Consider the following 22,663-nt stretch of genomic DNA (forward strand, 5'->3'; position numbering starts at 1 on the left):
CAGCCAATGTTTAATGTCTCAAATGCAAATATAGGTTGCTATAAATCCGTTTTGTGCATTAATGTGTTTTGATTATTAATTACCCTCTTTAGCGCAACAATCCTATGCTGCATAGACTCGAATTTCTCGACCTCCAGGCCTTCATTTTGGTCGCTGAATTAGGCACCTTTCATGAGGCGGCGCAGCGCTTGCATTTATCGCAGCCAGCGCTTACTCGGCGCATCCAAAAACTCGAAGAACTCCTTGAAGTTGAATTACTTGAGAGAACCACGAGACGTACCCGACTAACGCCAATTGGAGCTGACTTTCTACCCCGTGCCAGACGTATGTTAGAGGAGTATGAGTCCTCGATTTTGGGAATTCGCGAGCTCGTCACGCACCAAAAAGGCACGGTGACGATTGCCTGCTTGCCAACGGCAGCCTTCTACTTTTTGCCTAGTGTCATTCGCGTGTTTAGCGAGGCTTGGCCGGGCATTCGCATCCGAATTCTGGATGTCAGTGCTAACGAGGGACTGGAAAAAGTCATTAATGGTGAGGCGGATTTCGGCATCAACATGATCAGCGCGCAAAGCTCCGAGGTGCGCTTTACCCCGCTACTTCGAGACCCCTTTGTGCTGGCACTGCGCTCAGACCACCCGCTTGCCAGTAAAAAGCAGATTGAGTGGAGCGATTTAGAAGATGTGCGTCTCATTACTGTGAGCCGCGATAGTGGCAATCGCACGTTGCTGGATAACGCGCTTTCAGCGGAGGGTATCCACCTCAACAGCTTTTATGAGGTACAGCATCTCTCTACCTCATTAGGACTGGTGGAATCGGGGTTGGGTGTGGCTATTTTGCCGCGCATGACCATGCCCGGCCCGGATCACGACACGCTCTGTTCTCGCGATTTACCCGAGCCACGCATTCAGCGCTCGATTGGTTTAGTGCGCAGCAACTCGCACAGCTTATCCAGTACTGCGCAGCTATTTATTGATCTTCTTTTAGAGCACTGGGGCAAAGAAGCTATCTAGCGACTTTCGGAAGGTAGCAACGCTAATACCGCCTCAATATCTACATGGGCTTCCAGCATATCCGCCAAGCGATCAAGTTCACGCTCTCGGTGGGCTTGGTAATCGCTTTGCTCGCCGTCAGCGAGGCCCAGTTGTTTTAACAGCCCATGGCAGGCATCAGGATGGTCAAATAGTCCATGCAGATAGGTGCCGATGATTTGGCCATCATCACTGACCGAGCCTTCTGGTCGACCATTAATGTCAAATAGCGGCCTGCTCAGGGCGGAGCCTTCGCTAATGCCGTTATGAATTTCATAACCCGTGACCGTTGCCGTTTCACCGACTAGCACACCGCTAACATTACGTAGCTGTTTGCCCGGTACCATACGTGTGGTGAGCGATAAAAGCCCCAATCCGGCTACTTTCCCTGGCTGCCCTTCTAGCCCGCTGGGGTCATCGACCCACTCGCCCAGCATCTGAAAACCACCGCAAATACCCAACACCTTACCGCCATAGCGCAGGTGACGCTGAATGGCGTTATCCCAACCTTGGCGCTTTAGCCAAGCCAGGTCGCTGGCAGTGCTTTTACTGCCCGGTAGAATGATCACATCGGCGGGGGGTATCGGCTGCTCGGGGCCCACGAAGGTCAGCGCTACCTGGGGGTGCAAACGCAACGGGTCAAAATCAGTGTGATTACTGATACGCGGCAATGCGGGCACAATGACTTTCAAAGCCGCTGTCTGCGTATTTTTGTGGGTCAGGCCAACGCTATCCTCAGCATCCAGTAATAATCCCTGCAGATACGGCAAAGTGCCGAACACAGGTTTACCTGTCCGCTGGGTCAACCATTCAAGCCCAGGATTCAGCAGGCCCATATCACCCCGAAAACGATTAACGATAAATCCCTTGGTACGCGCCTGCTCGCTTTTACTTAGCAACTCAAGCGTGCCTACCAACTGAGCAAATACGCCCCCTCGATCAATATCCCCGACCAGTAATACGGGGCAATCTGCCGCCTCCGCAAACCCCATATTCGCGATATCGCCCTTTCGCAGATTAATTTCGGCAGGGCTGCCCGCCCCTTCGGCAATAATGACATCATAACGGCGCTGCAATGCATGCCAGGCGGCCATCACACTTTCCTGAGCAGTCTGCTTAAAGGCGTGGTAATCCAGCGCTCCCATATGGCCGTACACCTTGCCGCGCAAAATTATCTGAGCGCCACGGTCCGATTCCGGCTTAAGCAGCACGGGGTTCATATCACTATGAGGTACCACGCCAGCGGCCTGTGCTTGTAGAGCGGTAGAGCGGCCGATTTCTCCGCCATCTTCCGTTACGGCACTGTTCAATGCCATGTTTTGAGGCTTGAAAGGAGCCACACGAAAGCCTCGACGTTTAAGCACTCGGCATAGCCCGGCGACCACGGTGCTCTTACCTGCATCTGACGTGGTGCCTTGAATCATTAAGGTGGCCATGCGACATGCTCCATACGTTCAGTTAGCCCAGCAAAGGCCGAACTGTAGCGAGCACTCTACAAGGATGCAACGCACATCAAGGGCAAAGAAGACCACCCTTGCAGCGGCGCCCCCAGCAGGCTTAGCGATTCAAACAAGCGCTTTACACGCCCTCAGCCCTCCTGGCGTGATAAAGCATCTGATTGTTTAACCTGAAAACAGAGATGGAAGTTGCTTAATAACGCCGGCATGGGCTCATCTTCTGTGAGCCTGTCGGGCGGGTTTAACGTAAACGTGTGGTTGTTCATCAGCGCGGCCAGTACCGCACTGGTCACCAGCAGGACGATATTTCTTCCGGGACAAATACCCGGCCCTCCGCTAAAAGGCAGCAGTGGCCAGTGTTTAAGTTGCTCAGGGTTTAGCCAAATATCGGGCGCAAAGCGGTTGGCGATGTCCAATGTGCGGTCATCACGGTGAAAATAGGGCGCATGGATAAGCAGCGTGGTATTGGTAGGCATTTCGCCTTGCGACCAGCACGTTCGCTCTGTTGTTTCGCGCAGAATAAGGGGCGTTGTTGGCCACAACCGCAAGGCTTCCAGCACACAGGCTTGTAAAAAGGGGTTGTCTGGCGGTGGGGAGAGGTTAATTTCACGCTGAGCCCGTTCAGCCTGAGCCGGATGGGCGCATAGCAGCGCCAACGCTCGAAACGTCGCCATACCGGCAGGCTCAAACGCAAATAGCCACTGAGGCATCTGGTCCACAGGTTTTGCCTGGCTCCCGATGGCGTAATGGGACACCTTCGCCGCCAGGCTATTGGTTTCAGCCTGATCGACATAGTGCGCTAAACGATTATGAAATTTTTGCCGTAACCGCTTGCGCTTGGGACGCATGAATCCCCAATTAGCAGCCTTACGCAGTTGAATAAGCTCCTGGGTGAGCGGGTAATCATCCCGAGCAGCATCCCCCAATACCACGCGACGCACGACACGGTTCCAGGCATCAAAAAACAAGGGCCAGTCCAGCTTATTATTATGCTGATAAACGGCCTTTAAGAGTGCGTTTACCTCCTGCTCAGCCACTTGGGTAAAGTGATCAGAAAAACGGTGCATCGGACAACCGCTTTCTAAAACGTCTTCATTTAACCGCCGCCGCTCTTCGCGGGCCTTACCCGTTGAGATCAACGCTACATCCGGTTCAAAATGGGCAAGTGCGCTCTTTTTTGCTGATTCAGCCGTGGCGAAGGGCTCGGGCGTTTCCTCTATTACCCGGGTTGCATCATCCGGGTCTAATATCAATGCCATGGGTTTGAACGGTGTTTTAAAAAGTAGCGGGCCCTTTCCATATTTATTATTAAACGCCTGTACTTGTTTAATGGAGCGCTTGTCCAGTGCCCATCGCTCAGCAACGTGCATAACGCCTGGGCGGCGAATAATGACGCCCTTGGCAATATTGGGCGCCATGACCTTAAACAAGAACGATACTGTTTCGCTAAACGATGCGGTGGGCAGTGAATCGGTGACGGTTTCCTTTGCCATTAGCGCTCTCCTGTTAAATCGTCCATGAGAGCCAAGTCTAGATGCCCCTTAACGCACCGCAAGCGAAACGCTTTAAATCTTTAGCCTTTCAAACCTTTGTTAAAACAAAATAATTTTATGAGTAATAATTAAAGGAAACGGCAAATGCTTTTACCATCGTAAAACTAAAAAAATGGGATCTTTACCGATTGTTTGCTTATTTCACTATTTCGTACAATAAAGAAGAATAACCATCTAACTGCTCAAGGCTCTTCACTGGCCTACTAGCGATAGGCTTTTGGCAGACATTGCCGCCGTTTTCGGTTATTTTGGCAGCCCTCTTTTACCCACAATTAACGGCTATAAATGCAAGATTTACTCAATGAGATCGCAAGGGCAATGGCCGCCGAAACCGAACGTGGCAAGGTGGCCGACTATATCCCTGAGCTTGCTCATGTGGCCCCCCAAAAATTTGCCATTTCACTCGCTACAGTGGAAGGCGCACGCTACTCAGCCGGTTGTGCCACTACTCCTTTCTCGATTCAGAGTATTTCGAAAGTGTTTACGCTGACGATTGCGTTGGGAAAAATGGGCGATGCGCTTTGGTCCAATGTTGGCCGTGAGCCATCGGGTGATCCGTTTAACTCTATCGTTCAACTTGAGCACGAAGGGGGCAAACCGCGGAATCCCTTTATTAATGCCGGAGCGATAGCAGTCGTTGACGCCATCATGATGGGTCATGAACCCAAGGAAACGCTTGCCGAACTGCTAAGCTTTGTGCGCTATATCGCGGACGACGACAGCATCTGCTTTGACCACACTGTCGCTGCTTCTGAAATGGCGCACCGCGACCGCAACGCCTCGCTTGCCCACTTTATGAAAGCATTTGGCCGCCTGCGCCACGATGTCGATAAAGTTCTGGGCACCTATTTTCACCAGTGCGCCATTGCCATGAGCTGCCAACAGCTTGCTCACGCAGGGCTATTTTTGGCGTCTGATGGCGTTAACCAGCCCAGCAACATTCGCGTCGTCTCCCCTCAACGGGCTCGGCGTATTAACTCGTTGATGATGATGTGCGGGCATTACGACGCCTCAGGTGAATTTGCTTTTCGGGTGGGGCTACCAGGAAAAAGTGGCGTCGGTGGTGGCATCCTGGCAATTGCCCCAGGCCAAGGCGCCATTGCTGTCTGGTCACCAGGCCTGGATGAATATGGCAATAGTCTGCTGGGCACGAAAGCACTTGAAATGTTTGCTCAACGCACCGGCTGGTCGGTATTTGGGCATTGATCTGATCGTTTTTACTCCTTCAAGTTATCACTCACAATCTGGTTAGTAATAAAAAACTACAATATTTCTACCTTGCTAACCAGACAGCATCCTACTGATGGTAAAACTGCCATCAAATTCTTGCCAAATTTACATCTCCTCGACATCAGTTCGTAATAGTCCCTCGCTAGGCTGACACCCAACCAATGAGATCGATCTCATTTCACCAATAACAGGTGCTGGCATGGCAGATTTACTCAGCGTGGCAAAACTCGCCGGCGTCTCTCGGGCAACGGCCGCACGCGCTTTTTCAACCCCTGATTTAGTACGCGATACAACGCGGGAAAAGGTCTTCCATGCAGCTCAACAGCTTGCATTTAGGCCTAACAAAGTGGCTCAGCAGTTGCGCTTACAAGCAACGCAAATGATTGGCGTCATGGTACCTAGTCTTGATAACCCGGTATTTGCAGAACAGCTTCAAGCCATGGAAGTAGCCGCTCGGGCCTGCGGGTATTCACTTATTGTTACGACGAGTGAATACGATGCCAGTCGTGAGAACGACATTGTCGAAGAGATGTTACGTCAGCGAGTTGATGGCTTGGTGCTAACCGTGGCTGAAGCTGATAAAAGCGCCGTGCTTGCTCAGCTACGTCAAGAAACTACGCCTTGCCTGCTTGTTTATAACCCTCCCGGCAAAAGCGGTTTTCCCTCTGTCGGCGTTGATAATCACGCCGCTAGCGAAGCCGCCACCCACTACCTTATTTCGCTGGGTCACCAGCAAATTGGCATGGTCGCCGGCCCATTACTGCAATCCGACCGTGCGCAACATCGTTATGAAGGCTATCGCCTTGCCATGCAGACGGCTGGGCTACCCCCATATCCACTCATTGAAATGCCTCGTCACACCCAAGCAGACCTGAAAAGTCTAGCGCCGCATTTACACGGCACCGATGGACTCAGTGCGCTGATTTGTACCAATGACCTACTCGCTATCAGTTTGATAGGCGAACTACAACGAGCCGGGCTTTCGGTACCTAGCGATCTATCCGTTATGGGGTTTGACGGCATTGCCCTGGGAAAATATCTCTATCCCTCGCTTTGCACCGTTGAGCAACCCCGTGCGGATATTGGTCGTGCAGCCATTCACACGATGTTGAACATGATTCGGGGTGAAAGACCCGTTCTTACCCCCCTGCCCTATGTATTACGAAAGGGCGAAAGTGTCGGAGCTCCGACAACCAGAAAGACCCCACCAGGTATTTCATCGAGGAGTATCACATGAACGTTAAGCATCTATATCAAGCACTATTGGCCACTACGCTGATCAGCGCTTCAAGCAGCGTGATGGCTCAAAACAGTGATAATGCTATTTGCTACAACTGCCCGCCCGAGTGGGCGGACTGGGGCACACAGCTACGCCTGATTGAGCAGGAAACCGGCATCCGGGTACCACAAGATAATAAAAACTCCGGCCAGTCACTGGCACAGCTAGTGGCAGAAGCCAATAGTCCTGTTGCTGATGTGGTCTACTACGGAGTGACGTTTGGTATCCAGGCAATGGAAGCCGACGTCGTTGAGCCTTACCAGCCAGCCCATTGGGATGAAATACCTGAGGGCCTTAAAGACCCTGACGGTAACTGGTTTGCCATTCACTCAGGCACGCTTGGCTTTATGGTCAACGTTGATGCCTTGGATGGCGCCCCCGTTCCTACCTCTTGGGAAGACCTGCTCAAACCTGAGTACCGGGGCATGGTGGGCTATCTTGATCCCGCCAGCGCTTTTGTTGGTTACGTGGGGGCAACCGCGGTTAACCTGGCGATGGGTGGCGATCTTAACGACTTCACCCCCGCCATTGATTACTTCAACCAGCTCGCCGATAACGCCCCCATCGTTCCAAAACAAACCAGCTACGCCCGCGTACTTTCCGGTGAAATTCCGATTCTGCTGGATTACGACTTCAACGCTTACCGTGCCCGCTATAGCGATGGTGCCAACATCGACTTTGTGATTCCTGAAGAAGGCAGTGTCGTTGTGCCCTACGTCATGAGCTTGGTGAAAGATAGCCCTAACCCGGAAAACGGCCGTCAAGTGCTTGATTTCGTACTTTCCGATCAAGGCCAAGCGGTATGGGCAGAAGCTTATCTACGCCCGGTACGCGAAGAGGCTATCTCAGCAGAAGCCCGTGAAGTCTTTCTGCCCGATAGTGATTACGCCCGCGCCGTCACGGTAGATTATGACGCCATGGCCAATGCCCAGCGCAGCTTCTCCGAGCGGTATCTTTCGGAGGTTCGTTAATCATGGCAGTCATATCCAAGCAGCCCCTAGGGGCTGCTTATTCAGCCACCCGAGCAATAAGCCAAACCCCGAAACGTAAAAACTTCATTGCGGTATTCGCCTTAGCGCCAGCACTAGCCGTATTTTTCGCTTTCTGGCTACTGCCGTTTTCTCGTCTGATTCTAATGGGCGCTGAAGCCGATCGTAGTAGTGGTATCAGTGCTTATCTCACCATTCTTACCCATCGACAGTACTTAATTAGCCTCGTCACCACCGTCACAATCTCCTTTACCGTCTCACTTGTTGCCGTGGGCATCGCAGGCATCGCCGGTTTTTTTTTGGCACGCCACCGTTTTATAGGTAAATCGGTATTGGTCGCGATTCTCACCTTTCCACTTGCCTTTCCAGGCGTGGTAGTCGGCTTTTTAGTGATTATGTTGGGTGGTCGTCAGGGAGCTTTGGCTCAATTGAGCCTGTGGTTATTCGATGAGCGCTGGATGTTTGCCTATTCACTTGCCGGGCTCTTTATCGGCTATCTCTATTTTTCCATTCCGCGCGTCATCACCACGGTAATGGCGGCTTGTGAAAATCTAGACCAAAGTCTTGAAGAGGCTGCCCGTTCGCTGGGGGCAAACTCATGGCAAGTCACTAAAGATGTCATCGTGCCGGGTATTGCGCCCGCTTTACTTTCGACCGGCGCTATCTGCTTTGCGACCAGCATGGGGGCATTTGGTACCGCTTTCACGCTCGGCACGCGACTGAGCATTTTACCTCTCGATATTTATGGCGAATTTACCAACTACGCCAACTTCGCCATGGCAGCCGCGCTATCTGTTGTGCTTGGGCTGATTACTTGGGTCGCATTAAGTCTGGCCCGCAAGTTGGCGGGCGGCAATGTAGGAGCCCCCGTATGAATCCACGTATCCGATTCTTCCTACAGCTGAGTTTCACTCTGCTGGTTTGCCTCTTCATGATCATCCCCGTGGTCATGTCCGTCATGGCTGGGCTGACCGAGAACTACTTTGTTGGCCTTAAAAGCGGTTTGACGCTGCGCTGGGTAAGTGAAGTATGGCAGCTTTACTCCAACACAATCTGGCTTTCTATCAAGCTGGCGCTGGCCTGTTTGGTGATTACAACGCTGATTGGCGTGCCCGCGGCTTATGGTTTGCTACGCAGCCGCCGCCGCTGGGCCAATGCGATTGAGGAACTGCTCCTGCTACCGGTGGCCGTGCCAGGCCTTGCCACTGCCCTCGCTTTACTACTTGCCTACGGTAGCTACCGGGAATTCCGTGGAAGCTGGCTATTCATTTTGGTAGGCCATGTACTTTTCACTCTGCCATTTATGGTGCGAGCCGTGCTTTCTGTTATGCAAACCGCGCGTCTACCGCTGCTTGAAGAAGCGGCAGCAAGCCTAGGAGCCAACTTTCGACAACGCTTTTTTGCGGTGGTGATTCCCAACTGTCTTAGCGGTATTTTGGCGGGCGCGCTGATGGTCGTCACCCTATCAATTGGTGAGTTCAACATTACCTGGATGCTGCATACCCCGCTTACTAAAACCCTTCCGGTAGGCCTAGCCGATAGCTATGCCTCCATGCGCCTTGAAGTGGGGTCGGCCTATACACTGATCTTTCTAGTGATGATTGTCCCACTGCTGGTGGCTATTCAATGGGCTGGGCGGCTTTCCAGCCCACGCCGTTAAGCAACCAGAACATCTAACTCGCCCCGTCGCCAAGAGATAACCCCGAGATCGATATGAGTTCATCCGTCAGCATCACCCTAACCCAATGCAGCCGTACTTTTTCAGGTAACCACAAGGCCCTGCAACCGCTAGATCTCCACATTAACGCAGGAGAAACCTTAGTGTTACTTGGGCCGTCTGGATGTGGCAAAACTACTACACTGCGCATCATCAGCGGCCTTGAAAGCCCGGATAAGGGCGGTCGCGTCCAATTTGGCGAACAGGATGTGACTGCCCTGCCTATTGAAAAGCGCGATGTCGGCATGGTGTTTCAAAACTACGCCCTATTTCCCAATATGAGTGTTGCCGACAACATTGCCTACGGTCTGAAAATACAGCGCTTGCCCCGTTCTGAGATTGAGCAACGGCTGGCCGAGGTCATGCGCATGGTGGATCTGGAAGGCTTTGGCGAGCGGCGTATTGATGCCTTGTCAGGTGGGCAAAAACAGCGCGTTGCCCTCGCGCGCGCCATTGCCGTTCGCCCCAAAGTGCTGCTATTTGATGAACCCCTTGCGGCTCTGGATGCCAAGTTGCGCGACCGGCTGCGCCTGGAAATCGGCCAGCTACTACGCGAGCTGGGCACAACCGCGGTTTATGTGACCCATGATCAAGACGAGGCGATGGCCTTGGGAGACCGTATCGCAGTGATGCAAACCGGGAGAATTGCACAATTGGGTACGCCCCAAGAGATTTATCACCAGCCCGCCAATGCGTTTGTGGCCGACTTTATCGGCGCGGTGAATCGCTTGGAAGTCATCGGAAAAGGGGCTGATGGTCATCTCTCGGTGCAAGGCGGTGAATTGACCGCGCCTCACCTACGAGAGGCACTAAGCGTTTACTGTCGTCCAGAGGATATCGAAGTGGTCGCCCTAGCGGATGCCCAAGTAAAAGGCCGCATTCTACAAAGTATTTTTCTAGGCCAGTCTCAGCAATTAATGGTTGATACAGGAGGCGCTACACCGATTCAGGTTAAGGCATCATCGCGCAAGCATTGGCCCACTGGCGCCGCTATTGGTTTGAACCTGCCCCCGCAAGCGCTTTTTCATCCAGAGCTAAGTCATTCAAAACTAGCCGCCACAAGCGCCAAGGAGCAGGCCAATGGGTAAATCTTGTCTTATCGCTCAAATCAGTGACCCGCATATCAAAGCTGGCGGGCGCCTTTCCTATCGTCAAGTGGATACTGCCGATGCTCTACGCCAAGCCATTCAAACGCTCAATCAGCTAATGCCACGCCCCGATTTGGTACTCATTAGCGGTGACCTGGTCGACTTTGGCCACCCCGATGAGTACGCGACGTTTAAACAGATTTTGGCGGAGCTAACGCTGCCGGTTTATCTGATCCCCGGCAATCATGATGACCGCGATCATTTGCGTGCTGCTTTTCCCGAGCATGACTATCTCTTTCAAGACGCTCATTATTTACAGTGGGTAATTGATGACTACCCAGTACGACTAGTAGGGCTCGACTCCTCCGTGCCGGGCGAGCCTTACGGAGAGCTAAGCGAGGAAAGCCTGTGCTGGCTGGATAAAACCCTGGCCGAACAGCCGCAAACCCCAACGCTGGTGATGCTCCATCATCATCCATTTATCAGTGGCATTGATCATATGGACCGCCAGCCTCTTAAGCAGCCCCACGCGCTGGCCGAGATAATTAACAAGCATGCCCAGGTTGAACGCGTGCTTTGCGGGCATGTACACCGCACTATTCAGGCACGCTTTGGAAATACGTTAGCCATCAGCTGCCCTGGAGTTTCGCATTATGTCAGCCTGGATCTAACCCCAGACGGCCCTTCCCGTTTCCAATTAGAGCCGCCAGGGTATTTACTACACCAATGGTCAGCAGAGGCAGGCATGGTGACGCACCAAGGTTTTATTAAACAGTACCCGGGCCCTTATCCGTTTTACGACGCTAACGGTCTAATTGACTAATACACGCTTCATACACCGCTAAATCCCCGGCAGAAAAGCAGCAAAACGTAACCGCCTCAACGGTAGAGCCCTGCCTTAGAGCCTCGCTCACCGTTGAGACAGCAATCCGTGCAGCTTCTTCAATAGGATAACGGTATACGCCTGTACTGATGCTCGGAAATGCTACCGAGCGTGCGTTTACCGATTCAGCCAGAGCCAAGCAGCGCTGATAGCAAGACGCCAATAATTCAGCTTCGCCGCGTGTTCCGCCGTGCCATACAGGGCCAACGGTATGGATAATAGTACGTGCTGGCAGTTTAAAGCCTTCGGTCAGTTTTGCATCGCCAGTGGCGCAGCCACCCAGCGTTCGACAGGTATCAAGTAGTTCCGGTCCGGCCGCACGGTGAATGGCGCCATCTACGCCTCCGCCACCCAGCAATGAGGTGTTAGCCGCGTTAACAATGGCATCAACATGAAGCGTAGTGATATCGGCTTGTATCGCGGTAATGTTCATTTACAACCTCCTTGTTGGCTATTTAGATACACCGAGCAGCTCCACTTCAGGTGTTAAGTGCGCCAGCTCCCAGGCCTGCACCATCTGCTTTTTAGCGACGCCCCAACGGTAGCCACCTAACGCCCCGCTTTGCTGGATAACACGGTGGCAAGGAATCCATAACGCAATTGGGTTAGCACCCACCGCATTGCCTACGGCTCGCGACGATTTAGGCATGCCCAGCGCTTGAGCAATATGCGTATAGCTTGCCAGCTGGCCTTCAGGAATGGTGAGTAGTGCTCGCCATACTGCGACTTGGAAATTGGTACCGGTCACGTGAAGCGATAACGTACCAGGTTTTGTTTTAGAAGTTGCCAATAGCGCATCAACCACATACGCCGTCGCCGCTGGGCGATGATTGAGCGAGCTTCGCGGCCACTCCTTGGCAAGCCGCGCCAGCAGTTCATCGGCGCTCGTAGCATCCACAAAGCCCATACGGCAAACGCCGCGCGGAGTCACCGCTACCAGCACGCTGCCCAAGGGCGTTGCATGCACACCGTACTCGATACAGACGCCCTCCCCTTGATGTTTATGCTCTCCAGGCGTCACCGCTTCTAACTGCACAAAGTGATCATAAAGCCGAGAGCCACCGCTCAGCCCAAGCTCATGGGCAACATCCAGTAATGCCCGCGGCTCTTTTAATAACTGCTTACCCCGCTCCAGGGTGAGGGCCTGCAAAAAGCGCTTGGGCGAGATACCTGCATAGCGGCAGAACAGACGCTGAAAATGGTAGGCACTTAAATGCACATGAGCCGCAACCTCTTCCAAACTGGGTTGCAATACCGCCCGCTCGACCATGTAGACCATCGCCTTTTCGATACGCGCATAATCATCCATTGCCGGTTCCTCTGTGTGATACCGAAGCTCTCCTAGCTTAAGCGCTCCCTAGCGGCCTGCCGACCCGAATCTTGCGCATATCAATTTTATACAATACGCCGTCGCCACGTCATCGCATACTCCCCTCACTGTTTAGGAGGATCACAATGTGCATTTCGCTATTACTCCCCATGTCAGCCTTTGCCCTTGCCGCATCCATTTCCCCAGGCCCCGTCAATTTGATATGCCTCAGTAGCGGCACCCACTACCCTGTTGTTAAAGGGTTAATCTTTGTGACAGGAGCCACACTAGGGTTTATAGCGCTGTTTCTAGGAATTGGTGCAGGGCTTTACGCTTTGCTCACCACCGTGCCTCTACTTGAAGTATTACTTCGTTGGGCCGGAGTAGCGTTTCTGCTTTACCTAAGCGTCAGGTTAGCAATGGATGACGGCAAGTTGTCTGTGCAAGCAACCACCAAACCGCCTGGTTTTATGACAGGTGCGCTCATGCAATGGCTAAACCCCAAAGCATGGATTGCATCGGCTTCTGGCATTGGCGCTTATACAACGGGTAACGACCCGGCTCAAATAGCCATGTTCGCGGTGCTTTACCTGCCTATTTGCTGGTTATCGTTAGCCAGCTGGGTTTACGCGGGGGCTTTCTTAAAGCGCTATATTCAAACGCCTCGATTGTTAGTCGCTATTAATCGACTGCTTGCAGCGTTATTGGCTGCTAGCTGCCTATTTTGCGAAGCTCTATATACGGTATTTTTGGGTCACGCCAAAAAACAGGAGCTGCGAAAGGAAAAGAGTGTGGGGGTATCTATTATATCCTAGCCAATAAGAGAAGTGATGAAGAGTAAAATGACCCTACCGCCTGCGTGTCGCCACCTCACCACTCGCGCTAGACAATACCATGGGACTGACCCAGTATGTACCGCCGTATTAGTCCGCCGATGTAGACCCCATCCATGGCCATTATCTCAAAAAGTCCTAAAGTGTGGTTCGAGCGCATTAACGGCTCAAAGAATATGCTATGGCTATTGGGCATGTTCTCATTTCTTGAAACCATTATTTTACCCATTCCCATTGAGCTAATACTCATCCCGCTAATGGCAGCCAACAAGCAGCGGATCTGGCTTTTGGCTACCATCACTACATTGGGCTGTCTGATCGCCTCCCTGGTGGGCTACAGCGTAGGCTTGCTGTTATTTACGTCGGTAGGCACATGGTTTATCAACGTCACCGGTATGCAGGAGAGCTTTCAGGCGTTTCAACTGTTTTTTAATCAATACGGTTTCGCTGCCATTATAGCCATGGGTATCCTGCCTATCCCCTTTCCGATAGCCATGATAACGGCGGGCATTTCGGGCTACCCTGTTTTGCTGTTCTTGCTGGCGGCATTAATTGCTCGTGGCCTGCGCTACTATGGCTTAGCCTGGCTGGTTTATCGCTTCGGTAATCGAGTGCTGTTGCTATGGAAGCGCCATGCGTTGTTTACCAGCTTGATAGGCGGCGTAATAGTGCTGTTGATTGCTCTGGGGCTACAAGCACTCACGCGCTTGATGATGTAACCGACATCAAGCAGAAGACCAGGGAAGTAGCATCCGCTAGATACCGTAATCCCGCTCGACCTTGGCAATCCGAGTTTTAAAGTGCTGATACCACTGCTGATGCCCAAGCCGCTGCGCTTCTTTATGTTCGGCATGCGCCTTCCACGCTTTAATCGAGGCCAAGTCAGCCCAGTAGGAAACCGTAACCCCCACCTCATTTCGAGCCGATTCAACGCCTAAAAAACCTGGCTGCTGCATGGCTAACTCAACCATACGCTCCGCCATGTCATCATAACCATCTTCAATACCCGTGCGCACAGAGGTGAAAATAACGGCGTAATACGGGGGGTCTGGAGTCGTTGCGATAAGGGCCATGAAGTTCTCTTGAGCTGAAAGCAGTTCAAAAAGCATACCGTAGGCGAAGCAGTAGACTCCATAGCTAATTATTGGTGTTTACTCATCAAATCAATATCGTTGCGCGTGAGATGGTGCTTTACCTACGGCGCAGCGGGCAAGAGCCCCAGCTTGGCGCTTGGCTTGAAGGGCACAACCACGTGAATTGATGATTAAACAGTTCATTGCGAAGTGAGAACTTCACTGTCCAAGCATAGCCACTTTCCCAGCCCCTGTGTTTAGGCTTTAATACAGCTTATGCGATGAAGTCCATTCATCAACAAAGCAGGTTGTCGCCATGGCCCACTTTATTCTGCCCGGTAACGCCGTTCATTTGAATTTCCAGCAGCGCCTGCCCAACACTAACCTTCGCACATGGGTGCAATGCCTTTGGTCGATGGGCGGGCAAAGTCCCCTTGCGCATCCCATCGTAGAAAAGCTTTATCCCGATGCAGGCGCCAGCCTCACCATTCACCTTGGAAACTCTCGTCCCATCGTCACGCTCTGCTTTAACAGACACATGTTGCTTGAGACGTTTGATACGTCCACCACCCGGATGGGCATTCGGTTTAAACCGACCAGTATGTATAGCCTCCTGGGCTTAGCCCCGGAACAGTGTATAGACGCGCATCTTTGCTTGGGCGATGACATAAAACCCTCCTGGATGGACAGTTTAATGCCGGTGGTGGAGCGCCTTTATCAGCTTGATGCACCCAAAGGATTAGCCCTGCTTGAAACATGGCTTCTGGGTTTACTCAAAAGTCGACTAACGAGTAAAAGCCCTGTGCCAGGAATCATCCAGGCGATTAACCAGTTACAGCTCCCACCTGAGCAGTTAGCTGCCAATGTTGGGTTAACCCGACGCACCCTGGAACGTCGATTAAAACGTGAAGTCGGTGTCTCGCCAGGCGCGTTGGTGACGTATGCTCGCCTCCACCGAGCGCGACGGTGCTTACTTGAAGCTGACCGGCCGCTATCAGAAATAGCGCTCCACTGTGGCTACTATGATCAGCCGCACTTTACCCACGCCTTCCAATCTTTTACCAACGAAACACCCGCCTCTTACCGCCAGCGCAAGTTGTCGCAAATTTACAAGGCCTAGTACGCACACCTTTATATGCTGAGACCTCACCAATCAACGAGGTCACTGCCATGTCTCAGCGTATTTCTCGACAAGTCGTTTACAAGCTAACCCCTCGCCTTGCTAAACATTTGGTGCCTCTGGGCGAAGTAGCGGCTAATAGCGCGGTAACGCCTACCATCATCCACCTCGTTCAGCTACGCGTTTCCCAGATCAACCAGTGCTGCTTCTGCCAGCATATGCATACTCAGGAAGCCCGAGACGACGGCGAGCATCAGGTAAGGTGGATGTACTGCCTGCTTGGCGGGAAGCCCCCTGCTTCAATAAACAGGAACGTGCAGCCCTTGAGTGGGCCGAAGCGCTTACCTTAATCAGCCAACAGTCTGTTAGCGACAGCGTCTACCAGAATACTCTGGCCGCCTTTGGTGAGCAGGACCTTCTTGAGCTGACCACGGTGATTCTAGCCATTAATAGCTGGAACCGGGTGGCGGTAAGTATGCAGTTTGTGCCTGACATCTCGCTATAAACCGAAAAAGACATCGCAAGCCTGTGCGACGGCCTGCGATGTCTTGATCAAAATCCCCTTCCGCACGGCTGGCTTCTAAAAGCCACTCCACTCGTTTACTATGCGCCACCCTCACTCCCAAGCTACCCAGGCCGCCATGTCCTTTAACGCACTCTATACCGACCTTTCTGGCTATTACGATGTGATGTGCGAAGACATCGACTACCGGGCGCAAAGCAACGCCGTGCAAAGGCTTCACCAAATTTTTGGTAACGGTGGCAACCTTCACCTCGATGTAGCGTGTGGTACCGGGCCTCATGTTCGCCATTTTATTGATAATGGCTATGTGAGCAGCGGGCTGGACATTAACCAGCCCATGCTGGATATTGCCGCCACACGTTGTCCTGAGGCTCAGTTTACGTGTCAGGACATGGGCAACTTCCAGGTAAGCGACCCGCAGGATTTGATTACCTGTTTTTTATATTCGATTCACTACAGCGACGGAATTGAAAAGCTCAAAGCGTGTATTGAAAGTGCGCACAGCGCCTTAATGAGTGGCGGGGTTTTCTGCTTTAACGCAGTCGACAAAGATAAAATCGACAACAATCTGTTTGTGAGCCACACCGTTAAAAAAGCCGACGATGCCTTCACGTTTCGTTCCGGGTGGCATTACAGCGGTAGCGGTGAAAAACAGGCCCTCAAACTTAGTATTGCAAAAACCAACGCGTGCGATACCCAAGTATGGAACGACGAGCACCCCATGGTCGCGGTTAGTTTTGCCGAGCTAATTACGCTGCTTGAGCCCTACTTTGAAGTGCACGTATTCGAGCACAACTTTGAAGCTATCACGCCGTGGAACAACACTTCGGGGAACGCCATTTTTGCCTGCGTGAAGATTCAACACCCCACGGTTGTAGCAACGGGTCAATCCACTTGTTGCTGATCAGTTCACATAGTATCCACTTACTTTCCAAACGCCGTCTTCAAAGTGCGGCGTAATGGTTTCGGTAATATCAGACTTGTTGGCAAAACGCGTTTGATAGATGAACTTTTTGTAATCATTTTTGGGAGCGCCGGGCATAGAGGTTTGCGTGATGACGCGTGTGCGGCGTCTTGCCTCCACCGACCCGAAGTCACGGCGCGCTGCGCTAATGATCCGCTCTAGCATACTGGGCGAAAGCGGACTCTTAAGAAGCGGTGATGACTCCTCCCAAGCCAGCTCATACTCACCACTGTCAATTGCATCAAGCCATGCCAGCGCCGCGGCCTCAGCCGCATCGGTGTTCGCTTGAGCATAAGGTGCCAGCAGTAGCAGGGCTGTAATGAAACAGATCACGATTTTTGGCATGGATAACTCTGGGCAGCGATCAGTAAATAGGTGTGCTTAATTTAATATCGGTACCAGCCGCCATTACTTTAGTATTAATCACAATAATCGAACAAGCTAACCGCAGTTTTTTCTATCCCTTGGCTTTATTAAGTAAGAGAAAGCCCCCTGCGCCAACCGCGACACAGGGGGCTATTTCATGCGCTAACTAGTAAAAAAATGCCCTTAACGCACCTTACAGGCCAGCAAACTCGAAGGGCTCGGCGTCCTCAAACGCGTTGACCGTATTGCCTGCATAAACACTGTTATTCTTGAGGCTCAGTTTGCGAACAGGCGCGCCCTCAGTAAAGTCGGCATCCTTCATATCCACCCAAAACGTGTTAGGCGTAAGTGCCGTCTCGAAATAATAAACAAGGTGTTTCTGATCAGATACCGCTCTCCACCTGGTAGAAGAAATATTCGGCTCCTCTTCTGATGAGATACCGAAAGGAACAGACGCATTGCGGATCACGCTAAATGCGCTGCCAACAGCAACTCTTGTATCGCTCGTTTTAGGAATGGCATCCATGTAGAACGACGCTCTGACAAACCGATCCGCGGCACGGTTTGTGCCAGGCAGCATGACCAAACCACCGATCTGTCTCCAGTAGTCATCCAGCGTCAGTTGCTGCTTGAAGGTGGGCGAGTTTGTCACCACATTGTATGACGTATCGTGATGAATAGTGAGTTTACCGCCGATATACTCAAATATTGCGTTATCACCCTTGGCATCTGAAATTGACAAGTGAAGCGTAGCAAATCGAGTGGTGCCCGGTATTTCAGCAGAGACGACCACAAAAGGCTCATCGCGCAGCGCCTCCACCGCCTCTTCAACGGTCGCAAAATTATCCAAAACATACTGGACCCAGGCAGCCACGGAAAGCCCCTCGTCATCCGGCCCAAAGTCAGGATACTCTGCCTCAGCAAGCCATAGCAGGTTAGCCACCAAGCCTTTTTCGTTCATGCCATCAGTGCTTGAGATATCAAACGCGCTGGTAACGACACTTCCATACTGGGATGTCCAAGTAACGGAGTTGGGTCCAGCCGCACCATCGCGTTCCATTCCCTTTGGAAACAGCCATAGGTTCGGATGTATTTCGTCCCTCCAATCCATGGAGCGCGCCGTGATAATCATGTCATCAGGGCCCTGATATACCGCGCGCGTGCATGCATCCGCTGTGATGGCCACGAACAAGGCACACATGCTTGCCGCTAGCGTTAATTTTTTTTTGATTCCCATGGTGGTTTCCTTTTATTTACAAACGTTATAGAGCCTGCCAGAGATAATTGGCGGCTAACAAGAAAAGCGCCAACCCCTTTTTTATAAAAAGAATAGCGGCATGGAATCCCCAGCCCATGCCCATATTTAAATTATCAAACCTGCTTCACCTTAGGCATAAATTTAGCTTTGGTCACGCACCTTATTGCACAAAATCCGAACTAGTATTTAAACTCAGATGATTGTTCTATTTTTCATCATGTTTTGTCACTACTCACAATCAGGAGTCAGTAATGTTCCGATGTGTAAGGTTATGGACAGGCAGTAACCATCAATCGTGTTTTGAAGAAGGATGGATTGATCTTCCCAAAGGTGAGCGCCATGACTTGCTCAGTGATGTCATCGAAACGACCAGCATCTCCTTTCGGGAAACAAGCGAAGGCGGCAGCTTTAGCTGGCATGACGCTCCTAACCGTCAATTCGTCTTAACGCTTAGCGGCACACTCACTTTCGAGACGCGCACGGGCGACTCATTCACGCTGTACCCCGGCGACATTTTATTGGCGGAAGACACCACAGGTGGCGGCCACCGCTGGCATCTAATCGATAACCAGCCCTGGCGACGCGTATATGCCATAGTGCCTCAGGATATTGACCTTCCCTTTATCAGCGCATCAAGCAAGTGTTGAGTTCCTAAGCGGAGAACGTTCATGCCTACATCAACACAGATTCCCGAGCGGGCAGATATTGTAATGGTCGGCGCTGGCATCATGAGCGCCACGCTCGCCACCCTTCTCAAAGAGCTAGAGCCTTCACTCAAGATTGTGGTACTGGAAACGCTGAAAGATTGCGCCCAGGAAAGCTCCAATGGTTGGAATAACGCAGGCACCGGGCATGCCGCCAACTGCGAAATGAACTACACCCCTGCTCGCTCAGACGGCACGGTTGATATCAGCAAGGCGCTGGAGGTCAACACAGAGTTCGATATTTCACGCCAACTCTGGGCCTACCTGGTCAAGAAAGGGGCCATTCCCAACCCCCAGGCGTTTATCAACCCCTGCCCGCACATGAGCTTTGTCTGGGGCGAGGATAACGTCAACTATCTACGCCAGCGCTTTAAGCAGATGTCATCGCACCACTGCTATCACGGCATGGAATATAGCGAAGACCCCGCGCAGATTGAGCAGTGGACCCCGCTCATCATGGAAGGACGCAGCGATGGCGAGCCCGTCGCGGCGACGCGTATCGTATCAGGGTCTGATGTCGACTATGGCGCGCTTACCCACCTGCTGTTCGACCATTTGTCGCAGCAATCCGGGTTTGAAATTCACTACTTAAAGCACGTACAGGATATTACTCGACAAAACGACAACCGCTGGTGCGTGAAAATGCACGACACGCACAGCAAGCACCATGAAAGCATTCAGGCTGGGTTTGTTTTCATCGGCGCGGGTGGCGGCGCTATCGAATTGCTGCAAAAGTCTGGCATCCCTGAAGGGCACGGCTACGGCGGCTTCCCCGTTAGCGGTATTTGGCTACGCTGCGATATAGACAGCATTAGTGAACGTCACCACGCCAAGGTGTACGGCAAGGCAGCCCATGGCTCGCCCCCGATGTCAGTTCCCCACCTGGATACGCGCATTATTGGTGATAAAAAATCGCTGCTGTTCGGCCCTTACGCCGGTTTTTCATCGCGCTTTCTCAAGCAAGGTTCTCTGACCGACATGTTCCGTTCGGTACACCTGGATAATGTGATTCCCATGCTTGATGTTGCAAAGGATAACTGGCAACTAACGGAGTATCTTGTCTCCCAGGTACTGCAAAGCAAGAGCCACCAATTTGAGATGCTGCGCCAATACTACCCAATGGCACGCCATCACGACTGGACCCACGCCGTGGCGGGTCAGCGCGTGCAAATCATTAAACCCAGCCATGAAAAAGCCGGTGTATTGGAGTTTGGCACCGAGCTAATCGCCTCATCCAATCACTCCCTCGCCGCGTTACTAGGCGCTTCGCCTGGCGCATCAACGGCGGCCTTTATCGCGCTAGAGGTATTAGAGAAATGCTTTGCCGACAAGCTAACCAATGATGGCTGGCTCCCCCAGCTCAAGACGATCATTCCCACCTACGGCATCGACCTTAAAACGGATAAAGAGGCCTGCTACGACACGCGCAAGCAAACAGCCGCAACGTTAAACCTGGACTTTGTTTGAGGTCTCTCATGTCTATCAAAAACGTATCTGATTTAGTGATCGAAACGCTGTTGGAAAGCGGTGTTGAGCGGATCTACGGCGTTGTTGGCGACAGCCTCAACGGCCTCACTGAGGCCATACGTGAGCGGCCCGGCATCGAATGGGTGGGCCTACGGCATGAGGAAGTTGCCGCATTCGCGGCCAGCGGCGAATCACAACTAACCGGTAGCCTGGCCGTTTGTGCAGGCTCTTGTGGCCCCGGCAACCTGCATCTTATCAACGGCTTGTTCGATGCCCACCGCACGCGCACGCCGGTGCTGGCCATTGCCGCGCATATTCCCTCTTCAGAGATCGGCGGCGGCTATTTTCAGGAAACCCATCCCCAAGAACTATTTCGTGAATGCAGCCACTACTGTGAGCTGGTCTCCGACGCCAGCCAATTACCTTATGTGCTGGACAATGCCATTCGCGCCGCCGTTGGGCAGCGTGGCGTTGCGGTCGTGGTGCTGCCTGGTGATGTTGCGCTGCGCGCCTCACCGGTTAAAACGGTAACGCCGCGCCATGGCTTATTACCCCCCACGCCACGTGTGGTGCCCGCCAAAACCGAAGTGGAAGCACTCGCCAAACTGCTCAACGATGCAGAGCGCATTACGCTTTTCGCTGGCCGAGGCTGCGCCGGTTCACACGCCCAGCTAATGCAATTGGCCGATGCGCTTAAGAGCCCCATCGTGCACGCACTCGGCGGCAAAGAGCACGTCGAATATGACAACCCCTACGATGTCGGCATGACCGGTTTTATCGGGTTCTCATCAGGTTACGCGGCCATGCAGGAGTGCGACCTGCTGCTGATGCTGGGCACGGATTTTCCGTATAAACAGTTTTTACCGCAAAAGACCAACGTCGTGCAGGTCGATATTCGCCCTGAAAACCTGGGCAGGCGTGCCAAGCTGGCATTGGGCGTGGTCGGCGATATCGGGTTAACCATTGAGGCCATTCTGCCGGCGCTTCATACGCGCACTGACCGGCACTTTCTGGATGCAGCGCTGGCCCACTACGTTAAAGCGCGCGACGGGCTAGACAAACAGGCGCAAAATCACTCAGGCCACTCACCTATCCATCCACAGTACCTTGCGCGCTTGTTGAGCGAAAAAGCCAGTGAGGATGCGATTTTTACTGCCGATGTAGGAACGTGCACGGTCTGGTCGGCACGCTATCTTAAAATGAACGGCCAACGTCGTCTTATCGGCTCGTTCTCGCATGGCTCGATGGCTAACGCCATGCCTCAGGCGATTGGCATTCAGTACGCGCAGCCGGGTCGGCAAGTTATTACGTTCTCCGGCGATGGTGGCCTTTCCATGCTGATGGGCGATTTACTGTCACTTAAACAGCACAACATTCCGATCAAAATCGTCATCTTTAATAATGGAGTACTCGGCTTCGTTGCGCTTGAAATGAAAGCAGCCGGTTTCATTAATACGGGCGTAGACCTGGACAATCCCGACTTTGCTGCCGTTGCAAGCGCAATGGGCATTTATGCCCGTCGTGTTGAAAATCCTGGCGAGTTGGCCGATGCCATCGATAATGTATTAGCCCACGATGGCCCCGCCGTGCTGGATGTAGTGACAGCCAAACAAGAGCTGGTACTGCCGCCCACCATCGGCATGGAGCAGGTCAAAGGGTTTAGCCTCTGGGGGCTACGTGCCGTCATGGATGGCAGCATGCACGAAGTCATTGATCTGGCCAAAACCAACCTGCTAAAGCGTTAGGTTCTGTTTGAAAAACGCTTAACAGCAAATGGCCATTCGCATTGAATGGCCATTTTTTACTTCTGAACCCCTGTAAA

24 protein-coding genes are annotated in these 22,663 nt (G+C 52.4%); 17 read left to right on the forward strand and 7 right to left on the reverse strand.

Annotated elements, in window-relative coordinates; genetic code table 11:
• The first annotated feature begins 104 nt into the window (after positions 1–104).
• Positions 105–1,010 (forward strand): LysR family transcriptional regulator, encoded by a 906-nt coding sequence (locus FKN99_RS12620; protein WP_139528162.1) that lies wholly within the window; start codon positions 105–107, stop codon positions 1,008–1,010.
• Here FKN99_RS12620 and FKN99_RS12625 read toward each other — a convergent pair.
• Positions 1,007–2,464, reverse strand: coding sequence for a cobyric acid synthase (locus FKN99_RS12625; RefSeq protein ID WP_172118215.1), 1,458 nt, complete (start codon positions 2,462–2,464; stop codon positions 1,007–1,009). The genes FKN99_RS12620 and FKN99_RS12625 overlap by 4 nt on opposite strands.
• A 152-nt stretch (positions 2,465–2,616) precedes the next feature.
• Positions 2,617–3,978, reverse strand: coding sequence for a cytochrome P450 (locus tag FKN99_RS12630; RefSeq protein ID WP_172118216.1), 1,362 nt, complete (start codon positions 3,976–3,978; stop codon positions 2,617–2,619).
• 345 nt (positions 3,979–4,323) lie between these two features.
• Here FKN99_RS12630 and FKN99_RS12635 point away from each other — a divergent pair, with 345 nt between their 5' ends.
• From FKN99_RS12635 to FKN99_RS12665, 7 genes are all read left to right on the forward strand, one after another.
• Complete coding sequence (locus tag FKN99_RS12635; RefSeq protein ID WP_172118217.1) at positions 4,324–5,244, forward strand: glutaminase; 921 nt, start codon at positions 4,324–4,326, stop codon at positions 5,242–5,244.
• A 223-nt stretch (positions 5,245–5,467) separates the two neighbouring features.
• Complete coding sequence (locus FKN99_RS12640) at positions 5,468–6,505, forward strand: substrate-binding domain-containing protein (protein WP_172118218.1); 1,038 nt, start codon at positions 5,468–5,470, stop codon at positions 6,503–6,505.
• Positions 6,502–7,518: an ABC transporter substrate-binding protein gene (locus FKN99_RS12645; protein ID WP_172118219.1), complete on the forward strand. Its 1,017-nt coding sequence runs from the start codon at positions 6,502–6,504 to the stop codon at positions 7,516–7,518. Before FKN99_RS12640 ends, FKN99_RS12645 begins: the two co-directional genes overlap by 4 nt.
• Positions 7,519–7,520: 2 nt before the next feature.
• Positions 7,521–8,411: an ABC transporter permease gene (locus FKN99_RS12650; RefSeq protein ID WP_172118220.1), complete on the forward strand. Its 891-nt coding sequence runs from the start codon at positions 7,521–7,523 to the stop codon at positions 8,409–8,411.
• Entirely contained in the window at positions 8,408–9,196 is a 789-nt protein-coding gene (locus FKN99_RS12655) for an ABC transporter permease (RefSeq protein WP_172118221.1), read from the forward strand. The genes FKN99_RS12650 and FKN99_RS12655 overlap by 4 nt, the downstream gene beginning before the upstream one ends.
• A gap of 53 nt (positions 9,197–9,249) precedes the next feature.
• On the forward strand, positions 9,250–10,341 hold the full coding sequence (locus tag FKN99_RS12660) for an ABC transporter ATP-binding protein (protein ID WP_172118222.1): 1,092 nt from the start codon (positions 9,250–9,252) through the stop codon (positions 10,339–10,341).
• Positions 10,334–11,164, forward strand: a complete 831-nt coding sequence (locus tag FKN99_RS12665) for a phosphodiesterase (protein WP_172118223.1) — start codon at positions 10,334–10,336, stop codon at positions 11,162–11,164. Before FKN99_RS12660 ends, FKN99_RS12665 begins: the two co-directional genes overlap by 8 nt.
• Here the strand turns inward: FKN99_RS12665 and FKN99_RS12670 are convergent.
• Complete coding sequence (locus FKN99_RS12670) at positions 11,145–11,657, reverse strand: O-acetyl-ADP-ribose deacetylase (RefSeq protein WP_172118224.1); 513 nt, start codon at positions 11,655–11,657, stop codon at positions 11,145–11,147. The two genes, FKN99_RS12665 and FKN99_RS12670, sit on opposite strands and share 20 nt — an antisense overlap.
• A gap of 18 nt (positions 11,658–11,675) precedes the next feature.
• Complete coding sequence (locus FKN99_RS12675; protein WP_172118225.1) at positions 11,676–12,533, reverse strand: methylated-DNA--[protein]-cysteine S-methyltransferase; 858 nt, start codon at positions 12,531–12,533, stop codon at positions 11,676–11,678.
• A gap of 146 nt (positions 12,534–12,679) precedes the next feature.
• Here FKN99_RS12675 and FKN99_RS12680 point away from each other — a divergent pair, with 146 nt between their 5' ends.
• A complete protein-coding gene (locus FKN99_RS12680; protein ID WP_172118226.1) occupies positions 12,680–13,348 on the forward strand; it encodes a LysE family translocator in 669 nt (222 codons plus the stop codon).
• A gap of 134 nt (positions 13,349–13,482) precedes the next feature.
• Positions 13,483–14,085, forward strand: coding sequence for a YqaA family protein (locus FKN99_RS12685; protein ID WP_172118227.1), 603 nt, complete (start codon positions 13,483–13,485; stop codon positions 14,083–14,085).
• 36 nt (positions 14,086–14,121) lie between these two features.
• Here the strand turns inward: FKN99_RS12685 and FKN99_RS12690 are convergent, their stop codons facing one another.
• Positions 14,122–14,439, reverse strand: coding sequence for an antibiotic biosynthesis monooxygenase family protein (locus FKN99_RS12690; RefSeq protein ID WP_172118228.1), 318 nt, complete (start codon positions 14,437–14,439; stop codon positions 14,122–14,124).
• 316 nt (positions 14,440–14,755) lie between these two features.
• Between FKN99_RS12690 and FKN99_RS12695 the strand changes: the two genes are divergently transcribed.
• The 4 genes from FKN99_RS12695 (at position 14,756) to FKN99_RS12705 (ending at position 16,986) form a co-directional block, all read left to right on the forward strand.
• A complete protein-coding gene (locus FKN99_RS12695) occupies positions 14,756–15,559 on the forward strand; it encodes a helix-turn-helix transcriptional regulator (RefSeq protein ID WP_172118229.1) in 804 nt (267 codons plus the stop codon).
• Between the two features lie 50 nt (positions 15,560–15,609).
• Complete coding sequence (locus FKN99_RS12700) at positions 15,610–15,909, forward strand: carboxymuconolactone decarboxylase family protein (protein ID WP_253927047.1); 300 nt, start codon at positions 15,610–15,612, stop codon at positions 15,907–15,909.
• Positions 15,822–16,064, forward strand: coding sequence for a carboxymuconolactone decarboxylase family protein (locus FKN99_RS17935; RefSeq protein ID WP_253927052.1), 243 nt, complete (start codon positions 15,822–15,824; stop codon positions 16,062–16,064). Before FKN99_RS12700 ends, FKN99_RS17935 begins: the two co-directional genes overlap by 88 nt.
• Positions 16,065–16,200: 136 nt before the next feature.
• Entirely contained in the window at positions 16,201–16,986 is a 786-nt protein-coding gene (locus FKN99_RS12705; protein WP_172118230.1) for a class I SAM-dependent DNA methyltransferase, read from the forward strand.
• On the opposite strand, the gene FKN99_RS12710 is transcribed toward FKN99_RS12705, so the two are convergent.
• Both FKN99_RS12710 and FKN99_RS12715 read right to left on the reverse strand, forming a co-directional pair.
• Positions 16,987–17,391 carry a DUF4019 domain-containing protein gene (locus FKN99_RS12710; protein ID WP_172118231.1) on the reverse strand — a complete coding sequence of 135 codons (405 nt, stop codon included), beginning with the start codon at positions 17,389–17,391 and terminating at the stop codon, positions 16,987–16,989.
• Positions 17,392–17,605: 214 nt separating this feature from the next.
• Entirely contained in the window at positions 17,606–18,649 is a 1,044-nt protein-coding gene (locus FKN99_RS12715) for a linear amide C-N hydrolase (protein WP_172118232.1), read from the reverse strand.
• A gap of 272 nt (positions 18,650–18,921) precedes the next feature.
• Here FKN99_RS12715 and FKN99_RS12720 point away from each other — a divergent pair, with 272 nt between their 5' ends.
• Genes FKN99_RS12720 through poxB form a run of 3 tightly spaced genes read left to right on the forward strand, consistent with a single transcriptional unit; the run spans position 18,922 to position 22,586 of the window.
• Positions 18,922–19,317 carry a cupin domain-containing protein gene (locus FKN99_RS12720; protein ID WP_172118233.1) on the forward strand — a complete coding sequence of 132 codons (396 nt, stop codon included), beginning with the start codon at positions 18,922–18,924 and terminating at the stop codon, positions 19,315–19,317.
• A gap of 21 nt (positions 19,318–19,338) precedes the next feature.
• On the forward strand, positions 19,339–20,841 hold the full coding sequence (gene mqo, locus FKN99_RS12725) for a malate dehydrogenase (quinone) (RefSeq protein WP_172118234.1): 1,503 nt from the start codon (positions 19,339–19,341) through the stop codon (positions 20,839–20,841).
• A gap of 8 nt (positions 20,842–20,849) precedes the next feature.
• Entirely contained in the window at positions 20,850–22,586 is a 1,737-nt protein-coding gene (gene poxB, locus FKN99_RS12730) for a ubiquinone-dependent pyruvate dehydrogenase (protein WP_172118235.1), read from the forward strand.
• The last annotated feature ends 77 nt before the right edge of the window (positions 22,587–22,663 follow it).

The sequence above is a fragment of the Halomonas hibernica genome (genome assembly GCF_013183775.1).
Lineage (GTDB): Bacteria > Pseudomonadota > Gammaproteobacteria > Pseudomonadales > Halomonadaceae > Vreelandella > Vreelandella citrativorans.

Bases quoted from the DNA above. Each gene is read 5' to 3' on its own strand.
- FKN99_RS12620 (WP_139528162.1), top strand. From the start codon at position 105: ATGCTGCATAGACTCGAATTTCTCGACCTCCAGGCCTTCATTTTGGTC.
- FKN99_RS12625 (WP_172118215.1), bottom strand. From the start codon at position 2,464: ATGGCCACCTTAATGATTCAAGGCACCACGTCAGATGCAGGTAAGAGC.
- FKN99_RS12630 (WP_172118216.1), bottom strand. From the start codon at position 3,978: ATGGCAAAGGAAACCGTCACCGATTCACTGCCCACCGCATCGTTTAGC.
- FKN99_RS12635 (WP_172118217.1), top strand. From the start codon at position 4,324: ATGCAAGATTTACTCAATGAGATCGCAAGGGCAATGGCCGCCGAAACC.
- FKN99_RS12640 (WP_172118218.1), top strand. From the start codon at position 5,468: ATGGCAGATTTACTCAGCGTGGCAAAACTCGCCGGCGTCTCTCGGGCA.
- FKN99_RS12645 (WP_172118219.1), top strand. From the start codon at position 6,502: ATGAACGTTAAGCATCTATATCAAGCACTATTGGCCACTACGCTGATC.
- FKN99_RS12650 (WP_172118220.1), top strand. From the start codon at position 7,521: ATGGCAGTCATATCCAAGCAGCCCCTAGGGGCTGCTTATTCAGCCACC.
- FKN99_RS12655 (WP_172118221.1), top strand. From the start codon at position 8,408: ATGAATCCACGTATCCGATTCTTCCTACAGCTGAGTTTCACTCTGCTG.
- FKN99_RS12660 (WP_172118222.1), top strand. From the start codon at position 9,250: ATGAGTTCATCCGTCAGCATCACCCTAACCCAATGCAGCCGTACTTTT.
- FKN99_RS12665 (WP_172118223.1), top strand. From the start codon at position 10,334: ATGGGTAAATCTTGTCTTATCGCTCAAATCAGTGACCCGCATATCAAA.
- FKN99_RS12670 (WP_172118224.1), bottom strand. From the start codon at position 11,657: ATGAACATTACCGCGATACAAGCCGATATCACTACGCTTCATGTTGAT.
- FKN99_RS12675 (WP_172118225.1), bottom strand. From the start codon at position 12,533: ATGGATGATTATGCGCGTATCGAAAAGGCGATGGTCTACATGGTCGAG.
- FKN99_RS12680 (WP_172118226.1), top strand. From the start codon at position 12,680: ATGTGCATTTCGCTATTACTCCCCATGTCAGCCTTTGCCCTTGCCGCA.
- FKN99_RS12685 (WP_172118227.1), top strand. From the start codon at position 13,483: ATGGCCATTATCTCAAAAAGTCCTAAAGTGTGGTTCGAGCGCATTAAC.
- FKN99_RS12690 (WP_172118228.1), bottom strand. From the start codon at position 14,439: ATGGCCCTTATCGCAACGACTCCAGACCCCCCGTATTACGCCGTTATT.
- FKN99_RS12695 (WP_172118229.1), top strand. From the start codon at position 14,756: ATGGCCCACTTTATTCTGCCCGGTAACGCCGTTCATTTGAATTTCCAG.
- FKN99_RS12700 (WP_253927047.1), top strand. From the start codon at position 15,610: ATGTCTCAGCGTATTTCTCGACAAGTCGTTTACAAGCTAACCCCTCGC.
- FKN99_RS12705 (WP_172118230.1), top strand. From the start codon at position 16,201: ATGTCCTTTAACGCACTCTATACCGACCTTTCTGGCTATTACGATGTG.
- FKN99_RS12710 (WP_172118231.1), bottom strand. From the start codon at position 17,391: ATGCCAAAAATCGTGATCTGTTTCATTACAGCCCTGCTACTGCTGGCA.
- FKN99_RS12715 (WP_172118232.1), bottom strand. From the start codon at position 18,649: ATGGGAATCAAAAAAAAATTAACGCTAGCGGCAAGCATGTGTGCCTTG.
- FKN99_RS12720 (WP_172118233.1), top strand. From the start codon at position 18,922: ATGTTCCGATGTGTAAGGTTATGGACAGGCAGTAACCATCAATCGTGT.
- mqo (WP_172118234.1), top strand. From the start codon at position 19,339: ATGCCTACATCAACACAGATTCCCGAGCGGGCAGATATTGTAATGGTC.
- poxB (WP_172118235.1), top strand. From the start codon at position 20,850: ATGTCTATCAAAAACGTATCTGATTTAGTGATCGAAACGCTGTTGGAA.